This window comes from Pseudoalteromonas umbrosa (genome assembly GCF_030125375.1).
Taxonomy (GTDB): Bacteria; Pseudomonadota; Gammaproteobacteria; order Enterobacterales; family Alteromonadaceae; genus Pseudoalteromonas; species Pseudoalteromonas umbrosa.
On the sequence record NZ_JASJUU010000003.1, the window covers coordinates 838479 to 853729 of the forward strand.

General features: G+C 37.1%; 11 protein-coding genes. 9 read left to right on the forward strand and 2 right to left on the reverse strand.

Going from position 1 to position 15251, the window contains the following annotated elements; all coding sequences use genetic code 11:
- Window positions 1-47 precede the first annotated feature (47 nt).
- The 9 genes from QNM16_RS13515 to QNM16_RS13555 all read left to right on the forward strand — a co-directional run bounded on the left by QNM16_RS13515 (window position 48) and on the right by QNM16_RS13555 (window position 12726).
- Complete coding sequence (locus QNM16_RS13515; protein ID WP_284020982.1) at window positions 48-1106, forward strand: thioesterase domain-containing protein; 1059 nt, start codon at window positions 48-50, stop codon at window positions 1104-1106.
- 115 nt (window positions 1107-1221) lie between these two features.
- Window positions 1222-2541 (forward strand): serine hydrolase domain-containing protein, encoded by a 1320-nt coding sequence (locus QNM16_RS13520; protein ID WP_284020983.1) that lies wholly within the window; start codon window positions 1222-1224, stop codon window positions 2539-2541.
- A 73-nt stretch (window positions 2542-2614) separates the two neighbouring features.
- Window positions 2615-3316, forward strand: coding sequence for a CmcI family methyltransferase (locus tag QNM16_RS13525; protein ID WP_284020984.1), 702 nt, complete (start codon window positions 2615-2617; stop codon window positions 3314-3316).
- A 184-nt stretch (window positions 3317-3500) separates the two neighbouring features.
- Window positions 3501-4757: an efflux RND transporter periplasmic adaptor subunit gene (locus tag QNM16_RS13530; protein ID WP_284020985.1), complete on the forward strand. Its 1257-nt coding sequence runs from the start codon at window positions 3501-3503 to the stop codon at window positions 4755-4757.
- A 74-nt stretch (window positions 4758-4831) separates the two neighbouring features.
- Window positions 4832-5539 carry an ABC transporter ATP-binding protein gene (locus QNM16_RS13535; RefSeq protein ID WP_284020986.1) on the forward strand — a complete coding sequence of 236 codons (708 nt, stop codon included), beginning with the start codon at window positions 4832-4834 and terminating at the stop codon, window positions 5537-5539.
- Between the two features lie 43 nt (window positions 5540-5582).
- Window positions 5583-7967 carry an ABC transporter permease gene (locus tag QNM16_RS13540; RefSeq protein ID WP_284020987.1) on the forward strand — a complete coding sequence of 795 codons (2385 nt, stop codon included), beginning with the start codon at window positions 5583-5585 and terminating at the stop codon, window positions 7965-7967.
- Between the two features lie 197 nt (window positions 7968-8164).
- Entirely contained in the window at window positions 8165-8905 is a 741-nt protein-coding gene (locus QNM16_RS13545) for an HlyD family efflux transporter periplasmic adaptor subunit (protein ID WP_284020988.1), read from the forward strand.
- A 3-nt stretch (window positions 8906-8908) separates the two neighbouring features.
- A complete protein-coding gene (locus QNM16_RS13550) occupies window positions 8909-11080 on the forward strand; it encodes a peptidase domain-containing ABC transporter (protein WP_284020989.1) in 2172 nt (723 codons plus the stop codon).
- 74 nt (window positions 11081-11154) lie between these two features.
- Complete coding sequence (locus QNM16_RS13555) at window positions 11155-12726, forward strand: glycosyltransferase (protein ID WP_284020990.1); 1572 nt, start codon at window positions 11155-11157, stop codon at window positions 12724-12726.
- 295 nt (window positions 12727-13021) lie between these two features.
- Here the strand turns inward: QNM16_RS13555 and QNM16_RS13560 are convergent, their stop codons facing one another.
- Window positions 13022-13897: a CmcJ/NvfI family oxidoreductase gene (locus QNM16_RS13560; RefSeq protein WP_284020991.1), complete on the reverse strand. Its 876-nt coding sequence runs from the start codon at window positions 13895-13897 to the stop codon at window positions 13022-13024.
- A 496-nt stretch (window positions 13898-14393) separates the two neighbouring features.
- Window positions 14394-15221 carry a sulfotransferase family protein gene (locus QNM16_RS13565; RefSeq protein ID WP_284020992.1) on the reverse strand — a complete coding sequence of 276 codons (828 nt, stop codon included), beginning with the start codon at window positions 15219-15221 and terminating at the stop codon, window positions 14394-14396.
- Between the last annotated feature and the right edge of the window lie 30 nt (window positions 15222-15251).

Consider the following 15251-nt stretch of genomic DNA (forward strand, 5'->3'; position numbering starts at 1 on the left):
AGTACCCCTTTGAAATTGCCAGCGGCTGTATTGGAGCATTTTAGCAAATGAAAAAAAGAACTGAACAGGATGCTTTAGATTCTAATAAACCCACTGATGTATTGGGATATTTAATCAGTAATAAGGTTGGTGTGAATGTTGACTCTGAAGGTCGGTTATCTGTTGTGTGCGATAGTAACCAACGTCGAGAAATTGAAGAGTTTATAATGGCCCATAAAAGCGAAATTATGCGCCTTTACGGACAACAAAAAAAGCCATTAATTGTCTCAATTAATGACAGTGAATCCAGCGCACCGCCTGTCTTTTGTGTTCATGCAATAGCAGGCACTGTGTATAAGTACATGAAGGTTGCAAGCCGTTTAGCCCCTCAATGTAAAGTTTATGGTATTCAATCTTGTTTGTTTGTTGATTCGAATTGGACCAATCATTCAGTAATTGATATGGCCGAACTTTACGTCCAAGAAATACGGAAAATTCAACCTACGGGACCATACCGGCTTTTAGGTTGGAGCTTCGGTGGCATAGTCGCGATAGAGATGGAGCGTATTTTAAATAGTCTGGGTGAGAAAGTTAGCTTTTTGGGTCTCATTGATAGTTATATTCAGCCTCGCTATGAGCCACTTACTGAAGATCAGCTAAAAGATAGTATTCATGATCATATTGTTAGTAATTTCCCAGGCTTAGATGCTGATGTGTTAGCACAGAATATTGCTAAGCAAGATAGAACTTCGATACGAGATATTGTTAGCTCGTTTATAGACAACGAAGATTTGGGAAAGAACGTTACCGACTGGATTGAAAACCCGCCTGCGTACATGTTTAGTCGCGCGTTTTCGACCGCATTTTGTCAAGCATATGTTGATTCAATTTTGGCACTTGAGAATCACGAGTTAAAGGCGATCCATATGCGTCCAACTTGTTGGTGGGACAAGAATAAGTGTTCGCAAAGTATTGAAGAAGTAGAGCGAATTTTGGGAGTGTTACCCAAAGATAATATCGTTCTAGATGTGAATCATAGCCAAGTATTGTCAAGTGAAAAACTCATTGTCTCTGTTGCTGAGGCTATTAGCTCATTGAGTGATAGAAGCCTTGCACATGGTGATTGATGAGTAAGTAAGGTATTTAAATATTTTTTAAAACATTCATGTGAATTATATTTTAGAGCTTGGTTTTTATTACAGCTCTGAAGCGTATTATCAATACTAGGGAATTGGAGATATTGTGGTTTCGGAAAGCTTTACATCACAGCTGTCGGAGTTTATTAAAAACCTGAATAAGCAAAAAGGTTTTAAAACTTCAATTAGTATAGCTACAGCAACTGAAAATTATAATTTTTACGCTGACCGCGATAGCGTATCTTTTTCAAAAAATGGTGCAGACATTTTATATCCTTTATCTTGTGCAGGTAAGCTCTTTGTTTCTATTTTGGTAATGCAGCTTATCGATGAAGGTAAAGTTTCGCTTAATGATCGTCTAATAGATATTTTTGATGACCTAGAGTTGAGCAATAAAGATTATAGAGACCAAATTAGGGTCGTTAATCTTTTAAATTATTCAACTGGGATTGAGCCTGCACATAATGAAAGCTGTTTTTTTGATAATCCTTCTGCATATATAAAAAACCTTAAGAATCATCAACACCTGTTTGCGCCTGGGGTGATGTTCTCTTATGGAGAGCCCGGATTTGTTTTAGCCGTTCGATTAGTTGAACTGTTGCGAGGTCAAAGTTGGGTTGAGTGTTTATCTCAGTATATTTTGTCGCCTTTGTGTATTTCAATTTTTGTACCGCGCGATAGAGGTAAAAAAAATAATGATGTTGGCACTTGCCTAGTCGAAGATGCATTAGAGGTTAATGAATGTCAGGAGGGCCTCAGTTTTACCACCGGTCAAGATCTATTCATGAGAGCTTCAGAACTCAATCGCTTAGGATATGCACTGATCGAGTGTAGAAATGGTTCCAATGGGAATGTAATCCTATCTCCAGAGTCGGCATCTCTAATTTTAGGCGATAGTAACAAGTGGTGTACTGTTGAAGGACAGCGACCTGGTTTTGGTATTAATCGCCATTATAAAAATGTATGTATATGTGAAGGTATGACAGATGTTTCTTCTTTAACACTTGCTGTCTTACCTGAATATGGCATTTCTTTTGTTATATTATTTGATGGTACAGACACGGTATATAACTCAGCGATATCAAGGTTTATTTCTAAGACTCTCTTAAATGAAAATTTATTTCATGTGCAGAACTATGTCACACCGACATGTAGTACAAAAGACAGTGATAAATTTCTAGGTAAATATAATGGTCATGGGGAGGAAGTTGATATTTTCTCAGAGAACTCCCGTCTACACATGTACTTTAAAGATAGAAAATATAATCTCCATTATACGCGGCAGTTTAATTTGTATTTGGCTATGCCAGAAGAGATAGCAGGTGCTTCTGAAGCTATGTATGTGACATTTGTTAGTACTAATAGTAAAAGCAACGAGCGATTTATGTTAGTTAATCAGTCTTTGTCATATTTAAAGGCTAGTTGAGATATTAAAGGTGTGGGTTTCGGTTTTTGATTATTAAATAATTTTAAAAATATAAAAAAGATAAGGAAGTATTATGAATAATAAATTAGACCAAGATTTTAAAGAGCTAAATGATTACCGGGGGTTAGGTGATAACCCTGTTTATGTTCCTCCTGTATTAAAAGATAGACCACGAGAATGGCCATTAAGTAAATGGGCTGAAGCACCTGAAAGCTTAGGTTATTGTGACTTTCCTGTTGTTCAATGGCGAGGTGTCAGGCTGCTTAAAGATCCTGATACACAGTCGGCATATCATAATCTTCTTCATGAAATGAAGCCAAAAACGATCATTGAATTGGGCGTATTTAGTGGCGGTTCACTAATGTGGTTTCGTGATCTCACAAAGCTGATGGGGCTAGATTGTCAAGTGATAGGCGCAGATAAAGATTTGAGCAGATGCCAGATACCTGACTCTGAGATGGAGAATATTACGCTTCATGAAGTGGACTGTACAAAACTTGAAACATTGCAACCCTTATTAGAGAAGGTCGAGCACCCTGTATTGTTTATTGACGATGCGCACAGAAATACTTTTAACGTAATGAAGTGGGCTGTTGAGGGGTTATTGGTAAAGGGTGACTATTTCATTATTGAAGATATGATCCAAAGTTGGCACCGTTATAGCCCTGATTTACTGGAAGAATACCTTGCTGCTTTCGATGATACGTTGGCAATGGATATGATCTTTTCTAATACCTGCCAGCAATTAGAAAAAGGCGTATTTCGAAGATTATAATTTTCATGAATGAGAACTTTTTAAATAATTATATTGTATTTATATTCTCATAGTCTTAAGCCATTATCATGAAGTTTTAAGTTGTTATCTTTTAACTTTGGTAATGGCTTGGGTTTTTAATTGTAATTATTGTAATTGTTTTTTAATTCCTCTGGATGTGTGGGTTATTTTTAAGGGTGTCATAATGGACTTTAAGATTGAAAAGAAAAGCAATATAAAATCTTATTTATATAAATCTATTATTTTTATTTTAATCGCTTGTGTGGCGTTTTATTTAACATCTAACCTAGCCAGTGGAAATAGTTATAGTGTTAGTGCTGAGCGGCTGTCTTTCTCTACAGTAAGCGAAGGTGTATTTAAGGATGTGATACCTATTAATGGTATTGTCGAACCACAGAAGGTTGTATATATCGATGCGGTGCAGGGCGGTACTGTAAGCGAGATATTTGTAAATGAAGGCGAGCTTGTCACTGTCGGTCAGCCGCTACTTAAATTCCAAAATACCGCTTTTGAACTTGATATTTTTTCTCAAGAAGCTCGCATCAGTGAGCAACTAGATATTAATGCAAATACGCGTTTATCGTTAGATAGAAATGAACTCGAATTAAAAACGAAGATTAATGATGTTGACTATCAGGTTAAGCGTCTAACCCGTCAGTTAAAGTTAAAAAAAGAACTGCGTGAAAATAAACACATTGCTGAAGAAGAGCTGGAATCGATTATAGATGAATATGAGCATAGCGTGCGTTATAGAGAGATTCTCGGTAAATCTCAAGAACAAGAAATGAGTATTAGAGAAACAAAAATTCGCCAATTGAAAGAAAGCGAAGTTCGACTGAATGAGCATTTAAAAATAATTCGCGAGAGTCTAGGAGATTTGACCGTGAAAGCGCCATTTACGGGGTTGCTCTCTTCACTTGACTTGGATGTGGGTGAGTCTAAAGCAAAGGGAGATAGGTTGGGGCAGGTAGATCTAGTGGATGGATTCAGAATAGCTGCGCGCGTTGATTCTTTTTACATTGCTAGAGTCGAAAAAGGAATGTCAGCATTTTATGCCGATTTAGATACTGGTACAGAGTACGAATTAAAAGTGAGTAAGGTATATCCAGAAGTACGAAATGGCGTATTTTTGGTCGATTTAGACTTTGTAGACTCAGCACCAAGTGATATTCGTCGAGGACAAAACTTGGTGCTGTCCTTAAATCTGGGGGCATCAAAAAAGGGACATCTCATTGATAACGGGGCATTTTATTTAGACACCGGCGGTGAATGGGTATTTGTTTTAGATGACAGTGGGACCAAAGCGGTAAAGCGTAAAGTTAGCCTGGGAAGAAGAAACCTAAATCATGTGGAAGTGTTAGAGGGGCTGGGAATTGGCGAAAGGATCATAACATCAACCTATTCTAATTTTTTAGAAAAGGACTTAATCCAAGTTAAGTAAAAGACGGCGAATATAACTTTAAAAAGAAATTTCGCTATAAAACAGGAATTTAATCTTCAGTAGGTGCGCAAAATATGTTGAAACTTGATGCAATAAGTAAGTCTTATCAAACGGCTGATATTATGACTTTGGCCTTAGACAAAATGGATATGGAAATCAAAGAGGGTGAGTTTGTATCTATAATGGGACCTTCAGGGAGTGGTAAGTCAACGCTTCTGAATATTCTTGGATTACTGGATAACCCGACATCAGGGCAATATTTTTTCTTTGGAGAGGATGTCTCTGGTTACGGGGAAAAGAAGCTTTCTCAAATCAGGAAGAAATATATAGGGTTTGTATTTCAGGAATTTAATTTAATTGACGAGTTGACCGTCAGTGAAAACGTAGAGCTGTCTCTTTTATATCAGGGGTTATCCTCAAAAGAACGCAAAGATGCTGTTGAAAGCATCTTATGCAAAATGGATATTGCGCATCGGGCTAAGCACTACCCAGGTCAGTTATCGGGAGGACAGCAACAACGTGTTGCAATTGCAAGAGCTTTAGTCGGTAAGCCAAAGCTGATATTAGCAGACGAACCAACAGGTAATCTAGATAGCCAAATTGGTGAAGAGGTAATGAACATGTTACTTGAATTGAACCGAGAAGGCACAACACTTGTTATGGTGACGCATTCAGAAGAGCATGCCAGAGCGGCAAATAGAGTACTTTCACTTTTGGACGGAAAACTGCGAGAAGGCAGTATGTCTGAAGCAAACAACAAAGCAAATCATGTAGCGTGGTAGAGAGATGTTTGCACAATATATACTATTTTCCATAAGGTGCTTATTGAAAAGCCCTGCGTACTCTCTCATCAATATTCTTGTTCTATCTGTTGGCTTGACAAGTGCGATATTAGTTTCTTTGTATGTTCAAGATGAATTGAGCTTTGATAAGCATTGGAGTGATGGGGAGAGAATATACCGGCTAGGCACCATAAGACATATGCCTGATGGTTCGGGAGCTGCTGAGTTTAAAGATACCTATGTTAGTGTTGCACCAAAGCTATCAACAGTTGTTCCTCAAGCAGAATATGTTTCACGCTATGTGTTGATGCGGTTTTTAGTTACTTATCAAAACCGAAGATTTTATGAGGAAATTAGATTTTCGGATCATACGTTTTTTAATGTGTTTGATATGCGTTTCCTTGAAGGCAGCAGGGAAAAAGCGTTTGAAAAAAGCTATTCTGTTGTTTTGACAGAATCGACAGCCAGAAAATACTTTGGTGATGAGAGCGCACTTGGCAAAACGATACAATTTGATGTGAAACATCAATTTACTGTTGGTGGCGTGATTGAAGATCCAACAGAAAATACGCACCTTGAGTTGGGGCTCATTGCAAACATTGAGTCTAGAAAGCGTATGTATGGAAAGTATGTTAATGATAATTGGAAAGTCCCATTTGCATCTACTTATGTGAAACTTCAACAAGACGAAAATATTCAATCTATTGAAAGCTCGTTACGTTCGTTTGCAAAACAACATGTTCCACCGCACTTAGATCTAGAGTTTACACTGCTACCTGTTTCCGATATTCATGTGAATGAATCAGCTGTCGGTGGACAAGGTAATTTGGCAATATTAAGTATAACTGTACTGCTAATCTTACTTATGGTTTGTATTAACACAGTAAATTTAAGTACCGCCAAGGGAGTTGAAAGAAATAAAGAGTTGGGTGTTAGAAAAGCATTAGGCGCTTCTCGTATGCAAATTGCTTTTTTAATTCTTTCTGAGAGTATTCTGTTGAGCTTGGCAGCATTATTAGTGGCGTTGTTTAGTGTTGAAATGCTGATCGCTGTATTTAATGCGATAACCGATAAAAGCTTATCTTTTAATTACCTTACCGATATTGGTTTGCTTTTACAGTTGATACTAATTTCACTGTTTACTGGTGTATGTGCCGGTGCATATCCTGCCTTTATCCTGTCTTCATTTAAACCTGTTGATGTATTTCGTAGCAGTTCAAAGTTTGGAACTGGTTCAGTAAACGTAAGAAAGCTGCTTCTGATTATTCAATTTGCTGTTGCTATAGGGCTGTCAGTATTTTCTATTGTTATTTTCAAGCAGTTACAGTTCATGAAAAATATGGATCTAGGGTTTGATAAAGAAAATATTGTTGTCGTACACAACTTGGATTGGACGGACATCCGTGGCAAAAATAATTCTTTAATTACAGAGCTAGAGAGCAACCCTGATATTTTGTATGTTGCAGAGTCTACAGAAGTGCCAGGTAAAGATATTCGTAGCACAATTAAAGGCTTTTTCCCGCTGGGAAGCTCTAAAGAAAATGCATTAAGTATTAACCACCTAATGATAGGTTATGATTTTTTTGATGCTTATAATGTGAACTTACGAGCAGGTAGATACTTTTCCGAAGAGTTTGGCAGTGACGAGCTGGTATTTGAGGAAAGTGATATGGAAGACGCTTCAGAGTCCACTTTCAATATTATTTTAAATGAAAGCGCAGTCAAAAAACTTGGTTTGCATTCAGCAGAACAGTCAATTGGAAAGATAATCCGTACAGATGACCCTGATTGGCCATTCTCGTTGAAGGTAGCTGGGGTTGTGAGTGACTTTCATATGCTAGCTGGGCACGGCAAGATTGAACCATATATATTCCTTTTGAAACCTGATAGAGCTCGTTTTATTTCAGTGAGAACAAAGACGGGCAGTACAATGAGCGCGCTGAAACATATTGATAATGTATGGTCTAAAATAAATCCGGAATACCCAATCGTTCGCAGCTTTTTAGATTCAGACTTAGAGAAATCATATGGACGATGGGAAAAGAATGGTCAATTAATGGGAGTATTGGTGTTTATTACCATTACTATTTCAGTAATTGGTTCGTATACCTTGTCAGCGTTTTCCATTCGCTTACGGAATAAAGAGATCTGCATGCGAAAATTAGCAGGTGCACAAGCGCTAGATATTACAAAATTATTTTGTATGGACTTTAGCAAGCCAATGTTAATTGCCAATGCGATCGCGATGCCATTTGCATATTACTTCTCCTATAACTGGTTGAGCGAGTTTTCATACCGTATTGAACTTAGCCCAGTCATGTTCTTAATTGTGTTTATTGCTTCGATTACTCTTTGCTTCGCGTCAATTAGTTTTAATACGGTAAGAGTTGCAAATACGAATTTGGCAAAGACACTAAAGAACTTGTAGCTATCTTTAATACTCTCTAAATAGGTTGGTTTCATTGTAAGTCAACCTAATTAATCGATTTTACTTTTTACATGGCTTATATGCTGTGTGGGTTTTTTTGTGCTTTTTTTATGCTTTTTAATGTTTTTGATGGGAAAAATTAAGCTTTTAGTTTTAAAAAGTGGCGTTTTTTCGTGTTGTGATTATGGGTGTGAACTATGAAAGGTAGTGAAATATTAATAACAATGCCGGTTGGGGTTCGTTTATATACGGCGATAGTTTCCTTGATAATGTCAGCTATTTGTTTTGCGTTTTTTAACTTTGAATATACAAGCAAGCAAAGAGTATATGGTGTGTTAGTAACAGAGCAAGATGTTATAAAAGTCTATCCACCAAATATATCGATAGTTAAGGATATTTTTGTTGAAGAGGACTCTTCAGTTAAATCTGGTCAGTTACTATATACGTTAATTAACCACAGTAGTGAAAATGAGTTTAGGGTATATGCGCCAGAGGATGGTGTTATTGTAAATATTGCTTTCTCTAAAGGGCAGATAGCCCGTGGTGATGTTGCTCTTTTCAGTCTCTTACCAGTCAAAAATCAATTGCAGGCTGAAGTGTATGTGCCTACTGATTCAATTGGTTTTATAAACGAACAGCGAGATGTGATGTTTCGTTATAACGCTTTTCCTTATCAGAAGTTTGGCCAACATAGTGGCCGGATATCAAATATATCTAAGATGGCGATTGAACCAAAAGAGGTACCCGATTCGCTCGCCAATAAAGTAGCTAATTCGAATTATAAGATGATAGTTGAGCTGCCTGCCCAGACGGTAAAAGCATATGGAAAAAATGTGCCTTTAAAGGCTGGGATGATGATCGAAGCGGATATTTTATTGGATACCAGAAAACTATATGAGTGGGTATTTGAACCTCTTTACAGTATTAATGGAGTTTAACGAATGTTAAATGTTGCTGAGAAGCTGAATTTTGGATTTTTCAACAAGTTGGATTTAGTGATCCAAACTGACAGTGCTAGTAGCGGTATTGCTTGTTTATCGATGATTCTTCAATTTTACAAAAAAGATGGTAACTACAATAAGCTAAAGCGAGATTGTGATGTTAACAGTCAGGGGATGTGTGTTGATCAAGTAAATCGAGTCGCAAATACGTTGGGATTTAATTCAAGGGTCGTCAATGTATCATCCTCTGATTTCCATAAAGTATCTACTCCTTGTATTTTACATCGTTCTGGAAGCCAGTTTGTTGTTCTAAAAGATATCAATAAAAGACATGCAACGATTTATGATCCTCAAGGAGAAATTAAGAAAATATCGACAGAAGATTTCTTAGATGAGTTTGAAAGTGCTGTAATTGAATTAACGCCGAATGTAAGCTTTGATGACGCAAACCCCGTTCGTGAAAATAGAAAATTTTCCTGGAGCAAGATGCTTGGCACGACCACTGGACTTAGATCATCTTTATTTACAGTGCTTGTGTTGGCGTTTATGTTGGAAATTTCCGCACTCATGCTACCGATAATCACCCAGATAACTTATGACCATGTGATTGTTACCCACGATTTAAACTTATTAACAACGCTTGGGATAGCAATGATTTTGCTGCAGATAATTCGAGTGATTATCAACACATTGAGGGCGTGGGCTGTAATGGTGATGAGCGCGTCATTGAATATACAGTGGTTCGCCAACGTGTTTTCGCATATGGTGCATTTACCCCCAGCTTGGTTTAGCAAGCATCACCTCGGGGATATTGTTTCTAGATTTGAATCAATTCACCCAATTCAAGGGATGGCGACAACAAGGTCAATCGAGGTTGGTCTTGATGGCGTGATGTCTATTGGGGTATTAGCAATGATGTTTTTTTATAACCCATTGCTTGCTCTCATTGTGGTGGCATCCGTCATTTTATATTTCTTATTGAGAATGCTTTGGTATCGAGCTGAAAAAAAATCTACAGAAGAAAATGTAATTTACTCTGCACAGCAACATTCGGTTTTACTTGAAACATTAAGAAGTGTGAAAACGATTAGCCTATTTAATGGATTAGAGCAGAGAAAGTCTTTATGGCTTAATCGATTAGTCGCGGAAAGAAATGCGAATCTAAAAACGCAGCGTATTAGGATCCTTACTGAAAGTAGTTATTGGATCTTATTCGGTATAGAGACAGTAGCAGTTTTATGGTTAGGTGCACTTTTTGTAATGGATAACACTTGGTCTATTGGCATGATGGTGGCTTTTATTGTTTATAAAGATCAATTTATAGCACGGTCAATCGGGGTCGTAGACAAGGTACTTGAATTTAAAATAATAGGTGTTCAAGTTGAACGGTTATCTGGAATTGTGCTTACTGAGCGAGAAAAAATTTATCCGGCCTTGGTGCAGGTAAGTGAATTGGAGCCGAAATTAGAGGTGAACAATGTGTCATTTAGTTATAACCAGAACAATAAGGCTATTTTACAAGATTGCAGTATTACCGCTAATCCTGGTGAGAGTATCGCCATAATAGGCCCTTCGGGCTGTGGGAAAACAACACTATTAAATTTGATGTTGGGGCTTGCTGAACCTAATGCTGGGGAGGTGAAATTTGGCGGCGTACAACTTAATCAAATTGGCACTATGGAATATAGAGATACGATTGGTGCGGTCATGCAAGATGATGCCTTACTGTCAGGGACTGTGGCCGAAAATATTGCTTTTTTTGATAGTGATGCAGACACAGATAAGATAATTGAATGCGCCAAAATAGCTTCTGTGCATGAAGAAATTGTCAAAATGCCACTTGGTTATCAAACATTGGTAGGTGATATGGGCTCTACTTTATCTGGTGGGCAAAAACAAAGGATATTACTGGCAAGAGCATTATATAAAAACCCTAAAATTTTGTTTTTAGATGAGGCAACTAGTCAGTTAGATGTGTTGAATGAGGAATTTATTAACACCTCAGTTAGAAGCTTAGGGATCACAACGGTTGTGATTGCACACCGCCCAGATACTATCAAAATGGCAGATAAAATATACTTGATCGAAGATGGGAAGGCGAAATTAGTTGAAATTGACATTCTGGAACAACTGAAAAACAAAGCTATTACGACCGAAGGCGTAGCATTGTAAATTTTAATTTTTATGGGCGCTATCGTGCCCGAATTAACCCAAACTGAAGTTTTAACTTTTAAGGTGAAAGTAGTATGAGTGATAATATATTTCTTTCGATTATCATAAACGCATTTAGTTGTCCTGAACTGATTAGCCGAGCGATACACAGTATAAGAAAGCAAGAATTCCCAAGTTATGAGATCATCGTAATCTCCAATGGGTCAAAATATGATTATGCATTAGATAAAAATATTAAATACTTTGCATCTGAGAAAGAAATTAACTTTGCTCAAGTCGTCAATGCGGGGGTTGAGCTAGCTGCTGGGGACTATGTCACTATTTTACATGGTAATTGCATAATCGAAGATGGCTTTATCGCTTCATTATATGATGCTTATCACCATAACGAGAATCGCCCAGATTTTTCGTGGAGTGGGTTTGTTTATCATGAAATGGGACTAAAACAGCCGGAACCAAAAGCACACATATGGTCTGGTTTGTGGGGGGAGGGGGATTACTTTTCACTAAAGTCCCTGTCGATTGGAAAATATTTTGGGCTGACATATCGAAGAGATGCCCTTAAATCTATTGGTAATTTTGACCCAAGATATAACTTGTATCCTGAGGTTGAGGTAGCAATTAGAATGTTATCTAGCGGTTTTAAGCCGGTAGAAGTTAGCAATACTCGTGTTATTTATAATTACGAAGAAAACCCCGAGCAAAGCGCTTTCACTCATGATATTGGGATTGGTATCACTGAGCTAAAAGATATATTGGAAAAGCATGAAAATTATTTTTCAAACAATGTTCACGAGAAAAGTGTTGTTTCACGAAGAATAGATCATCTTCACTTAAAGGAGAAAATAAGTGATGTAGAAAAAAGCAAGCCTCTGTTTTCTATCGTTATACCGACATACAACCGACAGGATATGCTCTATAGAGCCCTCGATAGCGCTATTGCTCAAAGTTACAAAAACTTTGAGGTGATTGTCGTAGATGATGGGTCTAGTAAGCGCTATGACATGAGTGACTATAAGCAATATAGCCATGTTACCTACATAAAAAATGATGTGAATGTTGGGCAAGCTGCGTCTAGAAATGTAGGTGCTCGTAATGCAAACGGCGCTTATATCGTATTTTTAGATGACGATGATGAGCTAGATTCTGATTTCCTTGCTAAAACACTTAATGCTTATAAGCAAAAGAATTTTGAAGTGGATTTCTCCTGGTCTAAAGTCACGTTTGTGCGCGATGAGGGCGATCGTATCATACGACGGGTGCATGAGTGGCCTGACTATTTTATCGGAGATAATCAAATTAATGAGAAGGCTTTGACTATTGGGCTTGGTTTTGGGGTTACTGTTCGAAAAGACGTGTTTAATGACTTAAATGGCTTAGATGGAGAGTTTAAAGTTGTTGAGGATACTGAGTTTTTTGCTCGCTTATTGGCTAAAGGATATCGGCCGATGGAAATATCAGATGCAAACATCAACGTACATGATCATACGAATGTGAGACTCACAAAAAATGACAGCCTTAGGGAAAGAAAAATGTTTGAATGCCAGTTAATATTAGATAAGTATCAACAATTTTTTGAGAAAGACTTTCAATGTCAAAGCTCATTAAGGTGGCAAATAGATAGAATACGGCTAGGAATTGACTAGCTTTCTTGTGTTTTTGGTATGAGGGGCTGTGATAATTACACATAGTTATTGGAGCAACTTTATCTTGTGACACAATGATTTTTTCAAACTACCCTGATGGTCTGATACTGGATTGGTAGTTGGCATATGGTCGATTGGATGAGTCAAGAGCTAGGGTTACATCAGGTAGGCTTCATGCTACCCGCCACGCCACTGCCATCAAAGTTTACTTTTAATTAGATGTAATAAACCCCGCTATGACTAGCGGGGTTTATTGATATTATGGTTCAACGGGATGATAGGACCAAGATTGTGATTATTCTTCATAAAATACCATAGCGCGGACTTCAATTGAGGACCTTAACATACCCACCTTTGGTCCATCTTCATCAAAGAATGAAGTGTGAGGACAAACTCCTGATATGTCACTTAGCACCCGAGACTTGAAGGGCGCTATCTTATTTTGTAACACTTTAGAGCTGCTATCAAAGCACTTAAATACAAGTGCTTCGTTAGGAGTTAATGCACTCCAATAATACCACTTATGATTTTTATTAAATTTGAGCGAGTAGTTTTCTTTATCTTTTAACCAAGGTGGAAAAACCAACTGGGTATCAACAAGGTCTGCATGCGGATCAATTGTTTGATAATCACAAAGTGCGATATGATGATTTCTAACCGCCTTAAATAAAGGTCTCCAAAAATTAATTATCTGAAACCTTCCAAATCTTTTGTCCAATGCTAAATAAGGCTTTGCCCGTTGATAGGCGCTGTTGGGGTTCTGGTCAGCATGTACCCTGGGGTGAGATTTTAAAACCCCTGACTGGCTTTCATGTGAAGTATGTTCACACCTTACAGTTGTATCAAAAAATATTATGTCGTCAAAATTTAGTTGCTTATATAGTAAGCTTTTTATTTCCTGTTGATAGGCAAGAACAGCATGATCGTGTTTGCTGAATAGATCATTCTGATCAACTTTTGATGAAATAGTCGTTAATTCGAAGCCATTTTGTTCTAAAGTGATATTTTTTGAAGCTTTCCTTAAGTCTGTGACAAGAACATCTCGGGTGTCTATCGCAAAGTTGTATATATAGTTAGGCGAGTCACTTATGCCATCAATCACCCATGGTTCATGCTCTGAAGAACCGGATAAAGGTGCGCCGTAATCTAATTTTGCTACTGGATGTCTCATTACACATATTTCCTTTTATATTTTTATTTTGAGATAAGCAAAAGCCGATGATTCAGAGCATCATGATATTTTTAAACGCAGTATCAAAAACTAATTTATGCAAGAGCCCGTTTTCAAAAGTAATAAATACTATTACAAAACGTATGCGTTTAACGGTGTTATCTCTAATTTATATTTTCATTTTTTTAACTTTACCAGTATTTTTCTCTACAATAAATGAACTCATTGATATTCAACGATTCTCAAGCTCTCAGTTAGGCAATAAAGTTGGTTGGGTCTAGCAGTGATTAACATTTATAGTCTGTGACTATCATTATTAAAGCCTAGATTTTTAATGATATTTCATTAATTAATAAAGTATCTATTGATAGTTTCTTATAGTTGCTATTCAATCAGCGTATAGTCAAATCATGCAGAGATTGGCGTTTAGGTTTTGGTAGAGCTTTCCAACCTCTACTTCGATCTTTAGTATAGGAGCTAGTTGGGGCACTAATTCTTAGTCATTGAACCCCCATTTCCTGACATCAAACCCGTACACATCATTTAGCTTAAGCATACTGTCTTTCAGTTCATTGTGGAGAAATTTCATTTCTGTTTCAGTGAGTTTTCTTGCTTTTTTTGGGAGTAGCTTTTGCAATGTTTGAGTTAAAGCATGTTTTAGTGTTTTTGGTATCCATAAAAGTTCTTTATCAGACTCTAGCTTATTGATAATAAAGTCCGCTTTTGAAAGAGGGCGAGTTTGGTTTTTTATTTCGTAGTTATTTGGGAAGTAATCATGTGATAGGTCTAAAAAGTCATATACTTTTTTTAATACACTATCGGGATCAGCCTTTAATTCATCAAAATCTAGAATTAGGATGTCGGAAGTAGAAAAGTACTTCTTGAATTGCTCCAACTGCAAGAAATAATTACAAGTATCAATGAGTTGCTTATCTAAAATATCCGGCTTCCATTTTGACCACCTTTGCATATGACTATAGTGACTTTGGATGCGTTCGAAAGGGTTTCTAATAATATAGATAATTTTTGGCGATATTCCATATTCAAAGATCTTCTTTGGAACGTCCTTCTCTATCGGATATTTTGTATATCCAGTAGAGCCATCTAGAGTGTATTTATGTTTTGCTTCATCAAAATTAAAAAGTTCACTATAACTAGTAACATTTACTCCATGACTTTGCATATCGGAAAAGAATTCAGGTTCTTTTGTAATTGAGGGGCAAATTTCTGGATGACTTGATAAATAGTTAAACAAAGAGCTAGTTCCACATTTCATTGCCCCAATAATCATAGCATGTGCATCTTTTGGTATTAGTTTTGACATATTTCTCCTTAACATTTTGGTGTCATTATT